Genomic DNA, 21,296 nt, shown 5'->3' with positions numbered 1-21,296 from the left:
TCAATCGATGGGTATCTAGTCGATGGACATCTAAATGGGCTAAAAATAAGCTGAATAAGAATACCTTAACTATGTTAACAAGGTATTTATTCTACAATTTCGATCGCGGTGCCAATCTTTACCGCAGCCATGATTTCATCCATCTCATCATTGGTCACCGCCATACAGCCTTCCGTCCAATCGCGTTGTTGGTTGAGTATGCCAAATGCACCAAAGCCATTTTTCTGCCCATGAATCATGATATCACCACCAGCACTGACGCCTCGCGATTTGGCGCGGGCTTTATCGGCAGTATTTGGATAACTGACGTGAATAGAACGGTAATATCCAGAGTTTTCATTTTTATAATCGAGTGTATAGTTGCCAACAGGTGTACGTTGATCGCCTTGTTGTTGCTTATGTCCAATAGGATTACCACCGAGCGCAATGTGATAAGATTTGATCACTTTATCATCGCTTAGCAACTGCAGGGTGCGAGCGGATTTATCAACAAAGACTTTATCAACCATCATACTTTTCGGCATAGCTTGTTTGTTCTCTGAAGTACTCTCAGCAGCAATGGCACTCGTGCTGGTAATGATAGCGAGGCTAAAACCTATGACGATAAATAACCAATGTGAATATTTACTATTTATATTGAAAAAAAACATAGCTTTTGCTTCTTAAAGTTAAGCGCTCATTGATAAAACCATCTTTGATAAGATAGCAAAAGACTATGTCAATTTGTATAAAAATCTTATGAATTAAACTTAAAGTTCTCAAAGTCAAAATCTAAAATTACCTTACACCATACGAATCGCACCATCTAAGCGAATGACTTCACCATTAAGATAGGCATTATCAATAATGTGTGTGACCAGTTTGGCAAACTCATTTGGATTTCCCAAACGCTTAGGATATGGTACTGCCGCCTCTAGTTGCTCACGCGCCTTCTCAGGCAGACTTTGCATCATAGGTGTTGCAAACACACCCGGCGCAATAGTCATCACTCGGATACCATGACGAGTCAGCTCACGTGCTAGCGGCAACATCATACCAACGACCCCAGCTTTAGATGAGGCGTAACTTGCTTGCCCTACTTGCCCATCAAAAGCAGCGATAGAAGCCGTATTAATAATAATTCCGTTGTCAGCATTAACTTCGGCGGGTGTGCTAGCCGCCACACGCTTAGCAATACTGGCTGCCACCAAACGTGCCACGTTAAAAGAGCCCACGAGGTTGATATTAACCCCGCGACTAAAAGCCTCAAGGTCAGCAGGATTATTTTCACGATCTAACAACTTTTGTACGACAGCGATACCTGCACAGTTAATGGAACCTTGCAGACCTCCGAATGCCTCTTCAGCCATAGCAACAGCCGCTCGAACGTCATCACCACTGGTGACATCACAGCGCACAAAGCGTACATTGTTACCTAGCTCATTGACCAAAGCCTGCCCAGTTGATTCGTTTAAATCAGCAATGACGACCTTACCGCCTTGCGCGACGATAGCACGAACCACTGATTCACCCAGACCTGATGCACCGCCGGTGACTAAAAAACTGTGTTGTTCAATTTGCATAATTATTCCTTTAATTGATGTTTTATTACTATTTTTATAAACTCACTATTTTATTATTTTCAACTACTATTAAGACTTCGATTCGCTTAAACAGAAGACAAACTGCGCAGCAAGAAACGCTGAATTTTACCGCTTGGTGTTTTTGGTAACGCAGCGACAAATTCAACCTCACGCGGATAAGCATGGGTCGAAAGACGCTTACGTACCAAGTCTTGAATCTCTTTGGCAATCTCATCTGTCCCAACGATACCATCTTTTAGCACCACATAAGATTTAATAGTGTGACCGCGCACTTCATCTGGCACACCAACCGCTGCGGATTCTGCGACTGCCTCATGCTCAAGCACGGTGTTTTCGACATCAGTTGGCCCTACGCGGTAACCTGCCGTGATAATAATGTCATCATCTCGCCCTGAGAACCAATAACTGCCGTCGCTGTGACGCTCAACCACATCACCTGTCAGATAATAATCATCAGCGAACGCATCTTTTTCATTCCAGCTATAGCCGCGGAAATAAAACGCGGGCGATTGACTGACCACCACTGCCAGTTGTCCTTGCTCGCCATCAGGCAAGATGTTCATGTCATCATCTAGCACAACCAATGTATGTCCCGGTAGCGCCATCCCCATCGAACCGACTGGACATTTATGCTCTAAAGCATGGTGCTCGCAACATGTCATGCCTGTTTCTGTCTGCCCATATTGATCACAAACTTTACAGTTTAAGTAGGTTTCAACCCAGTTGACCACTTCGGTATTCAAGGTCTCGCCTGCTGAATTGGCACAGCGTAACGATAGCTTGGCATTGGCGTCGCCGTGAGCACTTTCAAACACACCGCTGGATTTCATCATACGAAAAGCAGTTGGTGATGAAGCCAAATTGCTAATCTTATGGCGTACCATAAAATCGCGAGTATTGGCAGCGTCAAAGCCGGACTCGTTAAAGTAAGTCGTGACGCCCATTAATAAAGGTCCAGTAATCGCGTAATATAGTCCATACGCCCAACCGGGATCGGCCATATTCCAGTAGTTATCATCCGCGCGCAAGTCGATTGCGTAGCGCATATAGAGATAAAAAGCCGAGAGTGCACTTAGTGGCACGCTGACGCCTTTTGATTTGCCCACCGTACCCGAGGTAAACATTTGCAAAAACTGTGCATCTTTATCTAACAAAACAGCTTCTACCGTTTGCGGCTGCGTCGCCATCATTTGTGCATAGTTATCATCGCCCCAATTATTGTCTAACTGTCCATCATTCTCACTGCTAACCATGACCATTTTAGTTTGCTTAGCCAAGTCGTCGAACTTGCCGCGATTATCAATATTGGTAAAAACTACTTTAGTATTGGCTTTATCCATCCGATATTTAATCGAATCATAACCAAAGGCAGTAAATAGCGGCTGATAGACTGCACCAATCCGCCAAGTGGCTAATACAATCGTGAGTAGCTCAGGGGTGCGCGGTAGCATAGTCGCTACTTGGTCACCAGCTTGCACGCCATAGGATTTTAATAAATTGGCAATTTGCGCACTTGCCTTATCAAGCTCTGCAAAAGTCATGCGCGTCACATTACCCGCTGTATCTTCATGCACCAGTGCAATATTATCGCCGCGACCATCACGCACATGACGACCGCAACACGCTATATAAGCATTCAAACGGTCGTCTAAATGCTCACCAAATATTTCTGTCAATAAGGTATCCATATCAAAATTATGGTAATAATCGTTGTAGCTTGTTATTGTATTGACAGTATTTACTGCGGCGTCTGTAGATGAGGTGTTCATAAGCTAATCCTTTAGCAATCGAGGTTCACTGACGATATCAGCGATTAATAAATAATAAAATAAATCGTAAAACAGTCACATCCTATCAACTGTTTAAACCTATCAAATAGCATATGCTCTATTAGTAACGTATTTTTTCACTTATTTCAATACATAACGTATCATTTTTATTTTTCAATAGAAAGTATCTAATAGGTGAAGGTTTACTGTAGAGCGCTTAAAAATCCAAGCAATGCCTTCTCTTCACAGCTTTGATGTTGCTTAGTGCGTCCACGGCGCGCTTGTTTATAAGGCTCAAAAAACTGCCCTACTAAAAACTGCTCGATAATAATAGGATTGATATAAGAAGATCGGCACACCGCTGGTGTATTGCCCAGCTCATCAGCAACACTTTTTACCATATTAGTCACCAGTTGCTGACGCTCTTTACCATCAGGCTCACTGGCTAAAATCACTTTGCCAGACTTGGTTTGGAGTTCATCATAAAGGTAGCTTGCTGCCAACACACTGGCCATCCATGTACGAAAATCTTTTGCACTATATAAATTGCCGCCATAACTTTCACTGTCACAGTTATTACCGCAGGTATAGATGCGCAGATAATCATTGATATCAGCACTATCGACGACTTGCTTATCACCATTTTCATCTAAATACTTAAATACTTGATAACCGGGCAGCTCAGAGCAGGCATGTACAATTTCAATCAAACGCTCATCTTGCAGCTCTATATGATGCTCCTTGGCACTTTTACCGACGAAATCAAATGCCAGTCCAGTATCCGTTTCACTGACATGCTTGCTGCGTAACGTGCTTAAACCATAGCTTTTATTGAGCTTGGCATAGCGACTATTACCAATACGAATTAAGGTCGTTTCTAATAGTTTCACCACTGCTGCCAAAACATTGTCACGCGATAGCGGCGGCGCTTCTAAATCTTTCTCTACTTGCGCACGCAGGTTAGGCAATGCTTCAGCAAAACCTATCATGGCATTAAACTTGGCTTGATCTCGCACGCGATCCCATTCTGGATGATATAAATACTGCTTACGGGCTTTGTCATCACGTCCTGTCGACTGTAAATGCCCTTTGTCATCATGGCATATCCAAACCTCCGACCACATCGGCGGTATCACTAAGGCATCAAAACGCTGACGCAAGGCTTTATCTTTAACTGTTTTGCCTGTGGCATCTCGATAAGTAAAGCCACGTCCCGAACGCCGACGCCCGTATCCTGGATCGGTATCGCTGACATATCGCAAGTTCGCGAGGCTCGCCAAGTGCTCATAATCATGGCGTATGTCTTGTGTATTGGTTGGTTGATTTGACTTCGCCATAAAAAATACTCATCTGATAATATCGTTGTTTTAGCATAATCAACTGCCCTTATCTTTGCTGTGTATTTGCCATGGACAATGTGTAATCCTGTGTAAAATAAAGGCGATAAAAGCCTTGTGGATTTTGAGCGTTACGACATAATTTAAGATACATTTACTGAAGGCACCGCCAACATGACAAATTCCACCCTTATGAATTCAATCAATGGCTCTTTAAAAATAGCGCCATTATCTGCCGCTGACTATGAGTCTTGGCTCAGCTTATGGCAAAGCTATCTCACTTTTTATGAGAGCAGCTTGCCATTAGAAACGACGAATGCAACGTGGAATAATGTGCTCGATAGCAACGTACCTATTTATGGGTTTGGGGCTTGGTTAGAGGATAAGTTAGTCGGTATCACTCATGTGGTGCTACACCCTAATACTTGGAATAGCACTGAATGTTGCTACTTAGAGGATTTATACGTGGCTGAATCTGTGCGAGGGCACGGTGTAGGACGAGCATTGATTGAGTATGTCTATGAGTTTGCTCGCCAGCAAAACTGCAACCGCGTTTATTGGGTTACTCAAGAAGAAAATACAGCTGCACGCCGCCTCTATGATACGCTTGCGACCAAAACCAATATGATTCAATAACGCAAGGATTTATGATGGCTTGCTTGTAATTTTTGATAAATAAATAGATAGCTGCTTTTTTATAACCTAGTCGATGTAAAAACAAAAAACGCCAAGTATTGAATACTTGGCGTGTTTATAATTCATATTAATACAAGCTAAAAAACTATTCACCATAGGTACATAGATAGGCCGTTTCCACTGCTACTTTTACTTGAAATTTCTGATTGGCTTCAATAGTAAATTGCTCACCAGCATTGAAGGTTTGCCATTCATCACTCTCTGGCAGCTTGACCGTCAAAGCACCGCTAACAACTGTCATCGTTTCGAATTCGCTGGTGCCAAATTCGTATTCACCAATCTCCATCACACCAACAGTGGCAGGCTTGGTAGCGGTTTGAAAGGCAATAGAAGTCACTTTATTATCAAAATAATTATTAACGCTTGGCATAATTTTCCTTAATTGACTGTTGGTTGATATTTTGTAAATTTCTTTATGGCCTAGCTTTACAGTCCAGCCTTAAGACTCGCTTCGATAAACTGATCAAGGTCACCATCGAGCACCGCGCCGGTATTAAAGGTTTCAACGCCCGTACGCAAGTCTTTAATACGTGAGTCATCGAGTACGTAAGAGCGAATTTGACTGCCCCAACCGACATCAGACTTACCATCTTCAACCGCTTGCTGGGATTCCATCCGTTTTTGCATCTCAAGCTCATAAAGCTTGGCGCGTAACAACTTCATCGCTGTGGCTTTATTACCATGTTGGCTACGCTCGTTTTGACAAGTGACCACAACGCCAGTCGGTTCGTGAGTAATACGCACCGCTGAATCGGTGGTGTTCACGTGCTGACCACCTGCGCCCGATGAACGATAAGTATCAATACGCAAATCAGCTGGATTGATATCAATCTCGATATTATCATCAATCTCAGGCGATACAAAAACGGCAGCAAATGAAGTATGACGACCGTTATTACTGTCAAACGGTGATTTACGTACTAAGCGATGCACGCCAATTTCAGTCCGTAACCAACCAAAGGCATAATCGCCTTTAATTTCAATGGTTGCCGATTTGATACCAGCGACACCGCCAGCAGACACTTCGATAACGTCCACTTTAAAGCCATGCGCTTCTGCCCACCGTGTATACATACGCAGCAGCATCTCTGCCCAATCTTGTGCCTCTGTACCGCCACTGCCTGACTGGATGTCCAAATAGCAATTATTTGGATCCATCTCACCGCTAAACATCCGGCGGAATTCTAAATCAGCAACGCGTTTCTCTGCATTATCGAGCTCTGCTTGCACATCAGCAAGCAAGGATTCGTCTTCTGCTTCTACTGCTAAATCAAGCATAGCAGCGGCATCTTCTAAAGTCGTTTCAAGCGAAACGACCACGTCAATGACGCCATCAAGCTGGCTTTTTTCTTTATTAATCTTGGTCGCGCGCTCTGGATCATTCCATAGCTCGGGATTTTCCAATTCTAAATTAACTTCCTCTAAGCGTTCTTGCTTACCATCGAAGTCAAAGATACCTCCGAAGGTCCTGTCCACGCTCAGATAAATCTTTGATACGTTCTTGATACGGATTGATTTCCATAAATCTTCCTGTCTTTTTAAATAAATATCTCACTGATATGGCGCTATTTTAAATTAGATTGACGCTAAATAGTTGGCTAATTAGTACTGCCTTTATATTAAATAGTTATAGACCACCTAAATCGACCAATCTTCTACTGCCCAACGATGAGCCAGCGCATGCGCATGTAACGCATCATCGGGTGACACGCAGATAGCTACATCCGCCCATTCGAGCAATGGAATGTCATTTTTGGAGTCTGAATAGGCATAGGTTTTATCAAAGGTAGTACCTACTGATTGTCGTTTATCCAACCACTTATTAAGATGGTAAATCTTACCTTCTTTAAAGTTAGGTTTATCGGTTAATTTGCCGGTATAACGCTCTTTTTTTATCTCAAGCGGTGTCGATAATACATTGCCATCTTCAATACCAAAACGCTTAGCAATAGCTGATACCACAAAGTTATTGGTCGCAGAAATAATGACTACCTCATGACCTTTTTCGACATGATGACAGAGCGTCTCCATCGCTTTTGGGCGAATATGTGGCTCGATTTCAGTTTTAATATAATCTTCGCGCAGCTCATGTAGCCTGTCCATAGGTAAGCTACTTAAGAATTGCGCGACAAATTCATTATATTCGGTCGCATCAAGCGTACCTTCGATATAATCTTGATAAAACTTTTGATTGGCGGTGCGGTATTCAGCTTCGTCAACGAGATTATGCTTAACGATATACTCACCCCAGAGATAATCGCTATCGACGTCGAGCAAAGTATGATCTAAATCAAAGAGTGCCAACTCTTTTGGTGCATGTCCTGCTTGTGTTGCCTGCATAATGGAACCTTATTTTTTATTTATTAAAAGAATAATTTTTTGAATGTAAAATATTTTAGAAAAAATATTGGATATAAAACGTGCTGCATCATTCCCTATAAGCCTACTGTTTACCAAACAAATTTATGCTAACTTATTTACTTTAATGTCTCATTAGCTTATCTTTAGCCTGCTTGATAATAACAATAGAGAAATTTATGAAAGCGCCTGATGATAAAACTGTTTTGTCTAATCGACCGCGACGTCCTGCCCGTTCAATCAGAGAAATCAGACGACGTCAATTAGGCAAAAGCTACCAATCACCTTTTGACCGTCTGCTTTATGCGCTGTTAAACGCGCTATTATATGGTTTTGGCGGCTTACTTATCGACCTTGCGATTGTTGTTATTCGCTCAATCGCTGGTATGGGTAATGGCGAGATATTCTGGCTATTTACCCCGTTTATGCTAGTTTTGGGGGCGTTAACAGGCTTTATCGTCGGTAAAAGCGCTGGTGCTGAAAGCGTCAATGCCTTAAATATCGACGACACAGGTAATAATCATTATCTTAGTGACCATTCTATACGCCATGATATCTTTCGCGGTCTGATTATTGGCATTATCATTTTTGCCATCATTTGGCTGATCATGATGCTAATGGCATAACCACTGTTTGCTTAAAAAGCATCACAACGTCAAAAAATAAATTAACATTCATAAAAAGGATTGCTCACTATAAAGCCATCCTTTTTATGAATGGGTTTTGACTTCTATTGTTCTAACATCTATAGTAATTAATCAGGCATGGCTATTTCTGTTAAGCCAGTTTTAAACTTTTGACAACGTTCCGCATAGTGCATTGCCGACAGTTTTAACATTGCCGCTTGCTCATTGGTCAAAGTTTTGACCACTTTTGCCGGAGCGCCCATCACCAGCGAATTATCGGGAATCTCTTTACCTTCAGTGACCAAAGCTTTGGCACCAATGATACAGTTTTTACCGATTTTGGCATTATTCAATACCACCGCGCCAATACCAATCAAGCTGTTATCACCGACTTCGCAGCCATGCAGCATCGCTAAATGTCCAATGGTGACATAATTACCAATTTTTACCTCAATGCCTGCATCGGTATGAATGACGCTGTTTTCTTGCACATTACTATAATCGCCAATATGAATGCGCTCATTATCGCCGCGAATCACCGCCCCAAACCATACGTTAGCTTTATGACCCAAATACACATCGCCTATCACGCGAGCGGTATCTGCTACCCAACCGTTAAATGGTACTGCAAACTCTGGCGCTTTGTCTAAATACTGATAAATCATAATCCATCCTTAGTCGTTATTTTTATACAAGTTTATACATGGTGAAAAGTGTGTCGTAAAAAATGATAGTGTTAAAATCATGTCATAAATAAATATGATCTAAAGCGCGATAGTTGTAAAGAATGACAAAAACTTTATAGTATAATGCTGCCGATAAATAGAGCCGCTAATTAATAGAGCAATTAGCATTTAGAATAAAGCCGCATGCCATTTATCGCTATAAAATGACCAGAAGATTTTATACAGACAATTAACGCTCACCAACCCTCTTTAGGATCGCAGCAATGATCAGCAAACAATACGCCCCTATCATTTTATTATCGACCAGCTTGATGGCTGCCATCCCTGCCCACGCAGACAGTAGCTCTACCACCAAGGTAGGCGATGTGCTCGCCTTTGCGATACCGGCAGCTGCTTACGGTAGCACTTATTATATGGATGATAAAGAGGGTCGTCAGCAATTTTACTATTCATTTGCGACCAACCTTGCTGCGACACAAGTGCTAAAGTCAGTGATAGATAAAGAGCGCCCCAACGGTCGTGATGAGGACTCCTTCCCTTCTGGTCATACTTCAGTGGCGTTTCAGGGTGCCAGCTTTATTCATAAACGCTATGGTTTAGAATATAGCATTCCTGCTTATATTGGTGCAGGATTTGTGGCATATAGCCGCGTTGAGGCCGATGAGCATGATGTGACTGACGTTCTGGCGGGCGCTGCCTTAGGTATTGCCAGCAGTATGTATTTAACCAAAAGCTATTATGACGACCAATTGCATATCGCCACCAATTTATCACCCGACTATTATGGCTTATCGGTACATTATAATTTTTAACAGTCAGTTATCTGGCTTATTTAAAAACGTGGCTTATTTAACGACGTGTCTGATTTAATAAAGTGACAGCAACGCTATAGTAGAATTACTCTAAAATCGATACAGTGCGACTGTGATGAATTTTTCGTAGCCTCTGTGATAACAGCAAGCAAGGAAAATTTATACCAGTCGCATATAGATATAACGTAGCGCTTTTATTTTGAACTGACTATACTGTCTCAACTGATTGGTCTTAAGACGTGTCCTTATCTTAAAATGGCGCTAAATATAGATCGAAAAATAACAGACGAGAGAAGGTGCTAGCCCTTAACGCAAAACTCTAGTATAATGCGCAAAATCTGTGCCAAAGCGAGCGGACATGATGTAAGTTACTTATTCACCCCTTAGTGAATCCTGTACCTTTTCGTCGATGATGTCTTCTCGCTTTTTTGTGGAAAAAATTTGGCTTTAACACTTTTTTATCATTATTTAACAGCCGTTAGGTAGAGATTAAAACGCACTTTAGAGCAAGTTTTTAACCGTAAAACATCATGGCACTCACCAATAACAGCGGAGGCAACCCTTGAATTCATCGGCAGAAATACAAGCAATTTTGGCACTAGCAGACGGTACGATTTTTCGCGGTTTGAGTATCGGTAGTCTTGGTCATCGTGTCGGTGAGGTGGTATTTAATACAGCCATGACAGGGTACCAAGAAATCCTCACTGACCCAAGTTACGCGCGTCAGCTAGTGACGCTTACCTATCCGCACATTGGCAATACTGGTACCAACGCTGAAGATGTCGAATCTGGCAACGGTCATCAAGTGTGGGCTGACGGTCTTATTATCCGCGATGCAACGATGGTTACTTCAAACTTCCGCAACTCTCAATCATTGAGTGATTATCTACAGAGCCATGATACGGTCGCTATTGCTGATATTGATACCCGCCAATTGACCCGCCTACTACGTGATAAAGGTGCTCAAAACGGCTGTATCATGACCGCTTCTAACGGTTCAACGATTAGCAGCGAAGATGAACAGCAAGCCATCAAACTGGCGCAAGAGTTCGCTGGTATCGAAGGGATGGACTTGGCAAAAGAATGCTGTACACCGACGACGTTTGAATGGACAGCCGGTAGCTGGGATTTATCAGACACTCTACTGAACCGCGATGTACCAGGTAGCCATGATAGCGGTACGGGTGGCTTCTTTAAGCATTTGGGTACGCATGTCGAAGCAAAATATAACGTGGTCGCCTATGACTTCGGTAGCAAAACCAATATCCTACGTATGCTTGTTGACCGCGGCTGCCATGTAACCGTCGTACCAGCGCAAACACCTATCGCAGATGTGTTAGCAATGAATCCAGACGGTATCTTCTTATCAAACGGCCCTGGCGATCCTGCTGCCTGTGACTATGCCATCGACGCGGTACGTCATATCATTGAAGAAACGGACATTCCAACTTTTGGCATCTGCCTAGGTCATCAGCTGATTGGTCTTGCCAGCGGTGCAAATACCATCAAAATGAAAACCGGTCATCATGGTGCTAACCATCCCGTACAAGATTTGGCCACGGGTACCGTTATGATTACCAGTCAAAACCATGGTTTCGCGGTTGATGAAGACACACTACCTGACAATGTTAAATCGACCCATCGCTCATTATTTGATGGTACCAACCAAGGGATTGAGCTGACCAATAAGCCAGTATTTAGCTTCCAAGGTCACCCAGAAGCAAGCCCTGGGCCGCACGATGCCGCGCCACTATTTGATAAGTTTGCAGAGATGATGGCAGCCGCTAAAGCTTAAGTTATCGCTAATTAACTACAAGCAACATATAAGCATAAAGCTTGAAGCACAGACAGTATTTCAAGCTACTCCAGACCAAACACGATAAGCTCTATTGAAAATACAGATTAATCAAAATATCACCCAAACGAAGGTAGCCTTAACTATGCCAAAACGTACCGACATAAAAAGTATTCTTATCATAGGCGCAGGTCCTATCGTCATCGGTCAAGCGTGTGAGTTTGACTATTCAGGCGCTCAGGCGTGTAAAGCACTAAAAGAAGAAGGCTACCGCGTCATATTGGTCAACTCAAACCCTGCAACCATCATGACTGACCCTGCCATGGCTGATGCGACTTATATCGAGCCAATTACGTGGCAGACGGTTGAGCAAATTATTGCTAAAGAACGTCCCGATGCAATCTTGCCAACCATGGGCGGACAAACCGCACTAAACTGTGCCTTAGAGCTAGATAAGCATGGTGTATTGACCAAGTATAACTGCGAATTAATTGGTGCGACCAAAGATTCCATCGAAATGGCAGAAGACCGTAACTTATTTGATAAAGCGATGAAACGCATCGGCCTTGAATGCCCACGCGCTGAAACGGCTGAGACTATGGAAGAAGCCTTTGCAACCCAAGAAAAAATGGGCTATCCATGTATCATTCGTCCCTCATTTACGATGGGTGGTTCGGGCGGCGGCATCGCTTATAACCGCGACGAATTTATCGAGATTTGTGAGCGCGGTTTTGACTTATCGCCGAACCATCAATTGCTAATCGATGAATCATTAATCGGTTGGAAAGAGTATGAGATGGAAGTGGTTCGTGACAAAAACGACAACTGCATTATCATCTGTGCCATCGAAAACTTTGACCCAATGGGCGTGCATACGGGCGACTCAATCACCGTTGCACCAGCACAAACGCTGACCGATAAAGAATATCAAATCATGCGTAATGCTTCATTGGCAGTACTGCGTGAGATTGGTGTGGAAACGGGCGGCTCAAACGTGCAGTTCGGTATCAACCCTGATACTGGTCGCATGGTTGTCATCGAGATGAACCCACGCGTATCACGCTCATCAGCATTGGCATCAAAAGCCACTGGCTTCCCGATTGCTAAAATCGCTGCCAAACTAGCGATTGGTTATACGCTTGATGAATTGCAAAATGACATCACGGGTGGCAAAACGCCAGCGAGCTTTGAGCCTGCACTTGATTATGTCGTGACCAAGATACCAAGATTCAATTTTGAAAAATTCCCGCAAGCGGATAACGTGCTATCGACGCAGATGAAATCGGTTGGTGAAGTGATGGCAATCGGTCGTAACTTTCAAGAATCGATGCAAAAAGCGCTGCGCGGCATGGAAACTGGCAATGATGGTTTTGATGAGCAAATTGACTTATCAAAAGTGAGTATTGAAAAGGCACGTAGCGAAATTAATAATCGCTTAACTATTCCAACGCCTGAACGTATTTATTATATTGCTGATGCTTTCCGTATTGGCATGAGTGTCGATGAAGTGTTTAACTTAACCAAAATCGACCCATGGTTTTTGGTACAAATCGAAGATATCGTCAAAACTGAAGCGCAAGTTAAAGCATTAGGTTTTGGTGGTTTAACTGAAAAGAACTTACGCAGCTTTAAGCGTAAAGGCTTATCAGACTTGCGTTTGGCGAAACTGCTTGGCGTCTCACAAAAGCAGCTACGCACCAAACGTTGGGATTTAAACGTTTATCCAGTATATAAGCGTGTCGATACCTGTGCCGCAGAATTTGCCACCAGCACTGCTTATATGTACTCAACGTACGACAGTGAATGTGAAGCCAATCCGACTGATAATAAGAAAATTATGGTTATCGGCGGCGGTCCTAACCGTATCGGCCAAGGTATCGAGTTTGACTATTGCTGTGTCCACGCCGCACTTGCCATGCGTGAAGATGGCTATGAGACCATCATGGTCAACTGTAACCCTGAAACGGTTTCGACCGATTATGATACCTCTGACCGCCTCTACTTTGAGCCAATTACGCTTGAAGATGTATTGGAGATTGTCCGTATCGAAAACCCTGATGGTGTGATTGTACAGTTCGGTGGTCAAACACCATTGAAACTGGCCCGCGCCCTTGAAGCTGCTGGCGTCAAAATCATTGGTACCAGTCCTGATGCGATTGACCGCGCTGAAGATCGCGAACGCTTCCAACATATGATTCAGCAATTGAACCTGATCCAACCAACCAATGCTTTAGCGACTAGCTTAGAAGATGGTTTGGTCAAAGCAAAAGACGTTGGCTATCCGCTAGTAGTACGCCCATCTTACGTACTTGGTGGTCGCGCGATGGAGATTGTCTATAACGAAGATGAGCTCAGACATTACCTACGTACTGCCGTACAAGCCTCAAACGAAGCGCCAGTACTCCTTGATCGCTTCTTAGATGATGCCATCGAAGTCGATGTTGACTGTGTTAGCGACGGTACAGACGTCGTGATTGGCGGTATCATGCAGCATATCGAACAAGCTGGCGTGCACTCTGGTGACTCAGCCTGTTCATTGCCGCCTTACTCATTATCTGATGAGCTGTGTGATGTGATGCGCGCGCAAACGGTTGCGATGGCAAAAGAGCTTGGCGTTATCGGTCTGATGAACGTCCAGTTTGCGGTAAAAGGTGAAACGGTTTATATTTTAGAAGTTAACCCACGTGCTGCGCGTACCGTGCCGTTTGTTTCTAAATGTATTGGTACTTCTTTAGCGCAAATCGCAGCGCGCTGTATGGCTGGCACGTCATTGAAAGACCAAGGCTTTACCACTGAAATCGTACCGTCGTTTTTTGCCGTCAAAGAAGCGGTATTCCCATTTGCTAAATTCCCTGGCGTTGATCCAATCTTGAGCCCTGAGATGAAATCAACCGGTGAAGTCATGGGCGTTGGTAAAACCTTTGGCGAAGCATTCTACAAAGCGGTCATCGGTAGTAATGAGCGCTTGCCAGGTCTGCCAACTGAGGGCGAAACCAAAACCGTCTTTATCTCTGTACGTGATAGCGATAAAGAACAAGTTGCCCCTATCGCCCGTCAGCTAATCGACTTTGGCTTTGATATCGTTGCGACTGCTGGTACGCAAAAAGTGCTTGCTGAGAATGGTATTGAGTGCAAACAAATCAATAAGGTCACTGAAGGTCGTCCGCATATCGTCGATGCCTTGAAAAATGGTAAAATCGACCTTATTATCAATACCACTGAGGGCAAACAGGCACAAGAGGATTCATTCTCTATCCGCCGTAGTGCCCTACAAGGTAAAGTGTTTTATGTGACGACCCTAGGGGCAGCAGATGCGGTTTGTAAATCTTATGCCATTGACTTACCATTTGATGTGTATAAGTTACAAGATTTGCATGAACAAGCAAAGACTATCGCTTAGCTCTATTGACTTAGCAGCATAATTTCAGTAGATTAAGCATAATTGCACCGCTTGTTTAAAAGCTGATGCAAAACGTGTTATCGATATTCATATAACAGTAGTGCTTTAAAAAACGTATTACTTTAAAAAAATAAAGTTTTAAAAAGACAGACCTAAAAAGCATAGTGGCTAAACTGCGACTATGCTTTTTATTACGTAAGGTTAATGTGCATTATCTGTCAGTGTATCGATGCTCACAGATAAGCGCGCGTTTAGTTGTTACGCAGTCTAAACCTCATTCTTTTTATATCTCATACTCATTGCAACAACACTGACACCATCTCACTATTCACTAGGAGATGGTGTGGTGTTATTGGTTTAAGGAAAAAACATGCAACGTTATCCCATGACTCCGCAAGGACATGCGGCTCTAGAAGCCGAATTAAAACAGTTAAAAAGTGTCGACCGTCCACGTATCACCGCTTCTATCGCTGAAGCCCGTGAACACGGCGACTTAAAAGAAAACGCTGAATATCATGCAGCCCGCGAACAACAAGGTTTTTGTGAAGCGCGTATCCGTGATATCGAAGCCAAACTTGGCGGTGCTCAAATCATCGATCCTACGACGTTACCAAAAGATGGTCGTGTGATATTCGGCGTCAGTGTCGTTATCGAAAACATGGACACCGAAGAAGAAAAACAATACAAAATCGTTGGTGATGACGAAGCTGACTTTAAAGCCGGTAAAATCTCAGTCAACTCGCCTATCGCGCGTGGTCTGATTGGTAAATCTGAAGGCGACGAAGCTCGTATTGAAACACCAAAAGGTGTGGTTGAATACGAAATCATGAAAGTGATTTATGATTAATATGGTTGGCTTTTATAGTGAGTAAAATAGTATTTTTCTTAAGAAATATATAAAGCAAAGCACACAAAAAGTTATTGTTTATAGGAGAGCAGTTACACAACGCTGCTTTTCTACTCAATTCGTTTTAGCGCATAATTGTTGAGTTGAAATGGCTAAATAATTGGGCGCATGGCACATGCTTAGCTTTTCATTAAAATAATGACGGATAAATCAGTAATTCGATAGTTTATGATTTGATCGTTTGATAACACGCTTCGATAGATAGCTTATATCGTTTGGCTGTTTCTGACTATTATTAGTACTGCTACCCTCGTTGACCTGCTCTATAGAGTCAATTAACGAGGGTATTTTTATCTAAGTGTTTGTCATTTTTGTTTTACTTATTATAACTTTAAAGGACTTTATCATGACCACTACTATTCATCGCTCATCAAGTAGCATGCAAAAAACAACGACATTTACCGCAATATCAGCACTGTTGGCAGGCGCAGTGATGTCTATCGCCACAGCCAATGCCGCGCCTGAGATAGCGGTTAGCTCGTCTGTTGGTAGCACGACGGTGGTTGAGCAGTATTCTGATGGTAAAACGGCGGTCATCACCGCAACGCCTAATAGCATTACCATGCAAGATGGCATGCCGTTTGCGGTGACACAAGTGACCAATGTTCCGCGCTATACGGTTCGCCAAGTCGCCAGTAACGGTGTTAGCAATACGGTCGTTACCCAAGGCAGTGCCACGGTTACGAGCGTGCCTGTGACCAACCAGATGACCAATCAAACCAGCAGAGTAGATGTCATAGCCGTGCCAATGACTAGCGTGACAGAAGTCTTGCCTGTGATGACAGCTACCCAATTGCCAGTCATCAATGCGCCAACGACGACCGTCGTGACTAACCAACCGGCAACGACGCAAATCGTATCTACCTCTTTAGACGCTCTGCAACTGGTCCCAACGTTTAGCACCCCTGGTGTGGTCAATGCACAAACCAAAGTCATGAAGATATTAAAAAACAAAGATGGTCGCGAAGTAGCCGTACCAGCCAATCATATCGCGCCTGGCGACATCATCGAATATCACACCACTTATACCAATACCACAGCGCAGCCTGTTACTGATATCAATGCGATGGTGTCATTACCAAACGGCGTGCAACTGGTATCATTAAACAGTCCATTGCCAACGCTTGCCACCACTGGCGGCGACAGCTATCAAACTATCCAACAAGTTGGCAATACTGTAATTATCACAGAAAACTATTCTGGACTAAAATGGAACTTGGTTGACCTTCCTGCTAACGCGCCGCAAACGGTTGTTATACGTGCGAAAGTTCAATAATAGTTATCTTGTATAAAAATGTACTTTGCTAAATAATTGCTCTAAAAGTCCTACTAATGCAGGGCTTTTTTTGTTTATAGATAATATAAACGACTAACTTATTTTTGATAGTAACTTTTCGGCAGTAATTTTTCAGCTATAACTTCTCGCTAATAAATTACTGTCACCTAACGACACTATCTGTCGTATTGTTCTTGAAATTCTCCACTGTTTACAATGACTTAATGCCAATTTTGTTAGAATAGTCGTTCATTAATGCATTGGTAAATAGCGCTCATGGCAACCATCAATTATGAACGACTGCAAGGCAAGCTTAATATCTTAGCGGACGCTGCTAAGTATGATGTCTCTTGTTCCTCCTCCGCTGGCACGCGCAAAAATCAAGGCGGTGGTCTTGGTGATGCTTCAGCAACCGGTATTTGTCACAGCTATACCGAAGATGGTCGCTGTGTTAGCTTGCTTAAAATCCTACTGACGAATCATTGTATTTACGATTGCGCTTATTGCACCTCACGCAAAAGCCATGACACCCCGCGCGCCGCTTTTAGTGTCGAAGAAGCCGTCGATTTAACCATGCAGTTTTATCGTCGCAACTATATCGAAGGGCTATTTTTAAGCTCAGGTATTTTTAAAAGTGGCGACTATACGATGGAGCGCTTGGTCGAGGTTGCCAAGATATTGCGTACCCGTGAGCGCTTTAATGGCTATATCCATCTAAAAACTATTCCCGGCGCGTCAAAAGAATTGTTATTAGAAGCGGGATTATATGCCGATCGCTTGAGCGTCAATATCGAGATTCCAACCAAATCAGGCTTGGCTTTACTCGCACCAGAGAAATCACATGAGCAATTAAAAGCACCAATGGAAACGGTGAAAGAAGAAATTATTACCATTCGTGAGAGCCGTAAAACCCATAAAAAAGCGCCGAAATTTGTACCAGCAGGTCAGACCAGTCAAATGATTGTTGGCGCCAGTAACGAGACTGACTTGCAAGTGATTCAGCTGTCGAATCATTTTTATAAGCAATATGATCTTAAGCGCGTTTACTATTCTGGCTATGTACCAATGTTATCTGACAGTCGCCTGCCAGCTATCGGTACACCTGTCCCTATGATACGTGAAAATCGTCTGTATCAAGCTGATTGGCTGATGCGTTTTTATGGCTTTGGCGCGCACGAAATCGTCGAGCCAGATTCGCCATTTCTAGACTTGGATTGCGACCCGAAACTTGCTTGGGCAATCCGCCATCGCGAGCATTTTCCGGTTAATATTCAAACCGCCACTTACGAGATGATTGTGCGTATTCCCGGTATCGGTACCAAAACCGCTAAAAAGATAGTTAAGGCACGCAAGTTTAATCAGTTGACGCTTTATCACTTGAAGAAAATGGGTGCGGCGGTTAATCGCGCCAAATACTTTATCGCAACGACGGGTAAAAACGAACATCTTGCCCATTTAACGCGTGACAACTTCCGTCAATACGTACTGGCACAAACGCAGACCAAATATAAAGATCAACGCAGTGGGCAGTTGGCGCTGTTTTAGTCAGCATGATTTTGATTAGCATGGTTTTAATGAGTATGGTTTTAATTACCGCTATTTTAAATAGGAACATAAATGTCACAACTGATGCAAAGTCATGACTATATTGTCGGTCAATTAACGCCCAGTATTGTGCTTTATGAGCCTAGTTTTGAAGGTTGGCTGAGTGCGGTATTTTATGTCTATGCTAATAAGTTACAGGACGATGAATCCTTACAGCTAATTGCTCAAGACTGCTATGTACCTTCATTAATCTCACAAGCGAGCAGTGTTGCAACTGATGAAGACAAAGCAGAACGCGTACTATCAAAGCTTAATCAACTACTAGGTCGCTCAGGTATGCGCAATATTCTGTGGGGATTTCTATCAGAAAAAGACAATATCGGCACCACTTTATTTCAGGTGGTTAAATATGCCATTGACTACCCTAACCGCCCTATTATGGAAGATTTGGGTAATCTCAATGTTTTAGAGTTGGTACAAACCGTCAAGTCTGTCGGCCGAGAAAAGCACCGTATGGAAGCTTTTGTGCGCTTTGAGCATACCACTGACGACATTTACTTTGCCCGCGTTGAGCCTGACTTTAATGTCTTGCCATTGATTGGTGAGCACTTTCGTCAGCGTTATCAAGATCAGCATTGGGCGATTTATGATTTGACTCGTAATTATGGTATTTATTATGACAAAAGCCAAAGCACGCCCAAGCGCCCCGCTGCCCTGCAAACGATTACTGACTTTGATGATGCGGTACTGCGCAATCCTGCCAGCATTCATAGCGAAGATGAGCAGCGCTATCAGAAATTCTGGCAAGGGTACTTTACCAACGTCAATATCAAAGAGCGTAAAAACCCACGTCTGCATAAGCAGTACCTACCGCAGCGCTATTGGAAATACTTAAGTGAGAAGCAAGTACTACCAAATGCTGAACATCTACAAAAACGTCGCTAGCTTTTTAAGATTGATACTAAGTTAACTGTCATTAAATGATTGCTTTTAGCTAAAAAAAGCATGGAAAATTTGACCTTATCTTTTTATCTTGGTGGTTGAGTTTTCAGCACTTTTAACTGACAATAGCAGCTTGATATCTTATTCGGTGACCAACGCTATTATGAAAGTTATGCGCTTACTGTCGTCTTTAAAGCATGATGAATCCGAGCGCGGTATTTTTCATCTGGGACGCGCTTTGGTTAAAAACGAGCATACTTCTATCATTATCTCCAGCGCTGATGAAGAAAACGACTTGGTCAAACGCCTAAAGCGTGACGGCAATATTTACCATCAGCTTTATATGAATAAGAAATCTTGGCTGTCACTGCTACAAGTTGCGCCGCTGCGTCGCTTGATTGAAAAATATGACCCTGATGTCATTCATGTGCATTCGCGCACACCTGCATGGGTACTACATTTAGCACTGCGCCGAGCGCGCGTCAAGCGTCGACCAAAACTGGTCTCGACCATGTATGGCTTTTATCCCATTAATAAATACTCGCAAGCGCTACTCGATGTCGATACCATAATCACGGTCTCTGATAGCGTCACCAATTATCTAAAAAAAGGCCTGCGCCGTGAGGAGCTAGAACCCAAAGTCATTAAACGCATCTATCGCGGTGTCGATACCCGCCGCTACCCATATCGACACAACCCTTCTGTTTATTGGTTGCGGCATACGTTTGCCGAATATCCTGAGCTTGAACATAAAAAATGGCTGGTTTTTCCGACTATCATTGGCAATGAATATGGGCAAGAATGGCTGATTGATATTTTGGGTAATCTACAAGGACAATTTCCCAATATCCATGTCATTATTATGGATGAAGATTATCGCGAGGGTGATGTGGCGCATGAAGACTTCCGCCAACGTAGCAATACGCTTGGGCTTTCTGAGCATATCACCTATGTCGGTAGCAAACGTAATGACATGCGCGAATGGCTGTCAGCTGCTAATATCGTCATGGCGCTAGCCAACGAACCCGAATCGATTGGTATCAATGCCTTACAAGCCATCCATTTAGGTACGCCTGTGATTGGCTGGGATCAAGCGGCATTTAGCGAGATTTTACAGCCACTCTATCCGCAAGGATTGGTGAAAAAATATAATGCTAAAGCGTTATGTAAAGCGGTACGCAACCAGCTAGAGAGTGTCACGCGCCCTGAGATGACCAACAAATTCACCATGCGTGAAATGATTGACGAAACTCTCGCCGTGTATCGAGGTTTATATGACCAATCGCTTGCAGAAGAACAAGCACAGGCAGATGCAGCAGCAGTTAAAAGAATTAAAAAGAGTCTGAAACCGACGCTAAAACCTTTTGATAAACTCTCTGAGCGCTTGGTCACTCCAGAGCCTGCAACAGCCGTTAATCTCAAAAAGAATAGAGCAATTGAGCATAATAATCGTGCTATGAAACCTGGCAATGAAGTGGTGGAAAATAAACATAGTATAATTTTAAAAGATAAAAAACTGGATACTGAAGCATTAGATAAGTAGTCTTTAGATAAAGATTCTTTG

Annotated in this window: 18 protein-coding genes; 10 read left to right on the top strand and 8 right to left on the bottom strand. The window is 43.1% G+C overall.

The genetic code is table 11. The annotated features are described in order from the left end of the window. Positions 1-86 precede the first annotated feature (86 nt). The 4 genes from JMW39_RS03420 to JMW39_RS03405 form a co-directional block, all read right to left on the bottom strand. The gene (locus JMW39_RS03420; protein ID WP_201543844.1) at positions 87-650 is read right to left on the bottom strand and encodes a L,D-transpeptidase family protein; all 564 of its coding nucleotides are present in this window, start codon (positions 648-650) and stop codon (positions 87-89) included. Positions 651-782: 132 nt separating this feature from the next. Beyond that, complete coding sequence (locus tag JMW39_RS03415) at positions 783-1,562, bottom strand: SDR family NAD(P)-dependent oxidoreductase (RefSeq protein WP_201543840.1); 780 nt, start codon at positions 1,560-1,562, stop codon at positions 783-785. Positions 1,563-1,648: 86 nt separating this feature from the next. Next, a complete protein-coding gene (locus JMW39_RS03410) occupies positions 1,649-3,352 on the bottom strand; it encodes an AMP-binding protein (protein WP_201543832.1) in 1,704 nt (567 codons plus the stop codon). Between the two features lie 203 nt (positions 3,353-3,555). Further along, positions 3,556-4,689 carry a DNA topoisomerase IB gene (locus JMW39_RS03405; protein WP_201543829.1) on the bottom strand — a complete coding sequence of 378 codons (1,134 nt, stop codon included), beginning with the start codon at positions 4,687-4,689 and terminating at the stop codon, positions 3,556-3,558. A 174-nt stretch (positions 4,690-4,863) separates the two neighbouring features. On the opposite strand from JMW39_RS03405, the gene JMW39_RS03400 reads away from it, so the two are divergent. Next, positions 4,864-5,325, top strand: a complete 462-nt coding sequence (locus tag JMW39_RS03400) for a GNAT family N-acetyltransferase (protein WP_201543827.1) — start codon at positions 4,864-4,866, stop codon at positions 5,323-5,325. A gap of 145 nt (positions 5,326-5,470) precedes the next feature. Here JMW39_RS03400 and JMW39_RS03395 read toward each other — a convergent pair whose 3' ends face one another. The 3 genes from JMW39_RS03395 to JMW39_RS03385 all read right to left on the bottom strand — a co-directional run bounded on the left by JMW39_RS03395 (position 5,471) and on the right by JMW39_RS03385 (position 7,725). Then, positions 5,471-5,755, bottom strand: coding sequence for a pyrimidine/purine nucleoside phosphorylase (locus JMW39_RS03395; protein WP_201543825.1), 285 nt, complete (start codon positions 5,753-5,755; stop codon positions 5,471-5,473). A 56-nt stretch (positions 5,756-5,811) separates the two neighbouring features. Beyond that, positions 5,812-6,907 (bottom strand): peptide chain release factor 2 gene (prfB, locus tag JMW39_RS03390; protein ID WP_201543823.1). Its coding sequence is split into 2 segments (ribosomal slippage): positions 5,812-6,834 and positions 6,836-6,907, totalling 1,095 coding nucleotides; the frame shifts between segments, so codons are not numbered across the junction. A 116-nt stretch (positions 6,908-7,023) separates the two neighbouring features. Then, positions 7,024-7,725, bottom strand: coding sequence for an HAD family hydrolase (locus JMW39_RS03385; protein ID WP_201543821.1), 702 nt, complete (start codon positions 7,723-7,725; stop codon positions 7,024-7,026). Positions 7,726-7,922: 197 nt separating this feature from the next. Between JMW39_RS03385 and JMW39_RS03380 the strand changes: the two genes are divergently transcribed. Beyond that, positions 7,923-8,369, top strand: a complete 447-nt coding sequence (locus tag JMW39_RS03380; RefSeq protein WP_201543819.1) for a hypothetical protein — start codon at positions 7,923-7,925, stop codon at positions 8,367-8,369. Positions 8,370-8,497: 128 nt separating this feature from the next. Here JMW39_RS03380 and JMW39_RS03375 read toward each other — a convergent pair whose 3' ends face one another. Further along, positions 8,498-9,034 carry a gamma carbonic anhydrase family protein gene (locus JMW39_RS03375; RefSeq protein ID WP_201543817.1) on the bottom strand — a complete coding sequence of 179 codons (537 nt, stop codon included), beginning with the start codon at positions 9,032-9,034 and terminating at the stop codon, positions 8,498-8,500. A 284-nt stretch (positions 9,035-9,318) separates the two neighbouring features. Here JMW39_RS03375 and JMW39_RS03370 point away from each other — a divergent pair, with 284 nt between their 5' ends. The 8 genes from JMW39_RS03370 to JMW39_RS03335 all read left to right on the top strand — a co-directional run bounded on the left by JMW39_RS03370 (position 9,319) and on the right by JMW39_RS03335 (position 21,275). Continuing rightward, the gene (locus JMW39_RS03370) at positions 9,319-9,867 is read left to right on the top strand and encodes a phosphatase PAP2 family protein (RefSeq protein WP_201543815.1); all 549 of its coding nucleotides are present in this window, start codon (positions 9,319-9,321) and stop codon (positions 9,865-9,867) included. A gap of 562 nt (positions 9,868-10,429) precedes the next feature. Further along, the gene (gene carA / locus JMW39_RS03365) at positions 10,430-11,662 is read left to right on the top strand and encodes a glutamine-hydrolyzing carbamoyl-phosphate synthase small subunit (protein ID WP_201543813.1); all 1,233 of its coding nucleotides are present in this window, start codon (positions 10,430-10,432) and stop codon (positions 11,660-11,662) included. Positions 11,663-11,807: 145 nt separating this feature from the next. Further along, positions 11,808-15,062 (top strand): carbamoyl-phosphate synthase large subunit, encoded by a 3,255-nt coding sequence (carB, locus tag JMW39_RS03360; RefSeq protein ID WP_201543804.1) that lies wholly within the window; start codon positions 11,808-11,810, stop codon positions 15,060-15,062. Positions 15,063-15,432: 370 nt separating this feature from the next. Next, positions 15,433-15,909 (top strand): transcription elongation factor GreA, encoded by a 477-nt coding sequence (greA, locus tag JMW39_RS03355; protein WP_201543796.1) that lies wholly within the window; start codon positions 15,433-15,435, stop codon positions 15,907-15,909. A 406-nt stretch (positions 15,910-16,315) separates the two neighbouring features. Then, positions 16,316-17,245, top strand: a complete 930-nt coding sequence (locus tag JMW39_RS03350; RefSeq protein ID WP_201543794.1) for a hypothetical protein — start codon at positions 16,316-16,318, stop codon at positions 17,243-17,245. Positions 17,246-17,521: 276 nt separating this feature from the next. Then, positions 17,522-18,790, top strand: a complete 1,269-nt coding sequence (locus JMW39_RS03345; RefSeq protein ID WP_201543792.1) for a putative DNA modification/repair radical SAM protein — start codon at positions 17,522-17,524, stop codon at positions 18,788-18,790. A 72-nt stretch (positions 18,791-18,862) separates the two neighbouring features. After that, positions 18,863-19,735 (top strand): TIGR03915 family putative DNA repair protein, encoded by an 873-nt coding sequence (locus tag JMW39_RS03340; RefSeq protein ID WP_201543789.1) that lies wholly within the window; start codon positions 18,863-18,865, stop codon positions 19,733-19,735. A gap of 160 nt (positions 19,736-19,895) precedes the next feature. Continuing rightward, the gene (locus JMW39_RS03335; RefSeq protein ID WP_227679220.1) at positions 19,896-21,275 is read left to right on the top strand and encodes a glycosyltransferase; all 1,380 of its coding nucleotides are present in this window, start codon (positions 19,896-19,898) and stop codon (positions 21,273-21,275) included. Positions 21,276-21,296: the final 21 nt, after the last annotated feature.

Source organism: Psychrobacter immobilis (assembly GCF_904846175.1).
Lineage (GTDB): Bacteria > Pseudomonadota > Gammaproteobacteria > Pseudomonadales > Moraxellaceae > Psychrobacter > Psychrobacter immobilis_E.
This window is presented reverse-complemented; position numbering and strand designations above follow the sequence as displayed.

Coding starts and splice junctions, on each gene's coding strand:
- JMW39_RS03375 (WP_201543817.1), bottom strand. CDS start 9,034: ATGATTTATCAGTATTTAGACAAAGCGCCAGAGTTTGCAGTACCATTT.
- JMW39_RS03385 (WP_201543821.1), bottom strand. CDS start 7,725: ATGCAGGCAACACAAGCAGGACATGCACCAAAAGAGTTGGCACTCTTT.
- JMW39_RS03340 (WP_201543789.1), top strand. CDS start 18,863: ATGTCACAACTGATGCAAAGTCATGACTATATTGTCGGTCAATTAACG.
- JMW39_RS03420 (WP_201543844.1), bottom strand. CDS start 650: ATGTTTTTTTTCAATATAAATAGTAAATATTCACATTGGTTATTTATC.
- JMW39_RS03405 (WP_201543829.1), bottom strand. CDS start 4,689: ATGGCGAAGTCAAATCAACCAACCAATACACAAGACATACGCCATGAT.
- JMW39_RS03400 (WP_201543827.1), top strand. CDS start 4,864: ATGACAAATTCCACCCTTATGAATTCAATCAATGGCTCTTTAAAAATA.
- greA (WP_201543796.1), top strand. CDS start 15,433: ATGCAACGTTATCCCATGACTCCGCAAGGACATGCGGCTCTAGAAGCC.
- JMW39_RS03380 (WP_201543819.1), top strand. CDS start 7,923: ATGAAAGCGCCTGATGATAAAACTGTTTTGTCTAATCGACCGCGACGT.
- JMW39_RS03350 (WP_201543794.1), top strand. CDS start 16,316: ATGACCACTACTATTCATCGCTCATCAAGTAGCATGCAAAAAACAACG.
- JMW39_RS03370 (WP_201543815.1), top strand. CDS start 9,319: ATGATCAGCAAACAATACGCCCCTATCATTTTATTATCGACCAGCTTG.
- JMW39_RS03395 (WP_201543825.1), bottom strand. CDS start 5,755: ATGCCAAGCGTTAATAATTATTTTGATAATAAAGTGACTTCTATTGCC.
- carB (WP_201543804.1), top strand. CDS start 11,808: ATGCCAAAACGTACCGACATAAAAAGTATTCTTATCATAGGCGCAGGT.
- JMW39_RS03410 (WP_201543832.1), bottom strand. CDS start 3,352: ATGAACACCTCATCTACAGACGCCGCAGTAAATACTGTCAATACAATA.
- JMW39_RS03345 (WP_201543792.1), top strand. CDS start 17,522: ATGGCAACCATCAATTATGAACGACTGCAAGGCAAGCTTAATATCTTA.
- JMW39_RS03335 (WP_227679220.1), top strand. CDS start 19,896: ATGAAAGTTATGCGCTTACTGTCGTCTTTAAAGCATGATGAATCCGAG.
- JMW39_RS03415 (WP_201543840.1), bottom strand. CDS start 1,562: ATGCAAATTGAACAACACAGTTTTTTAGTCACCGGCGGTGCATCAGGT.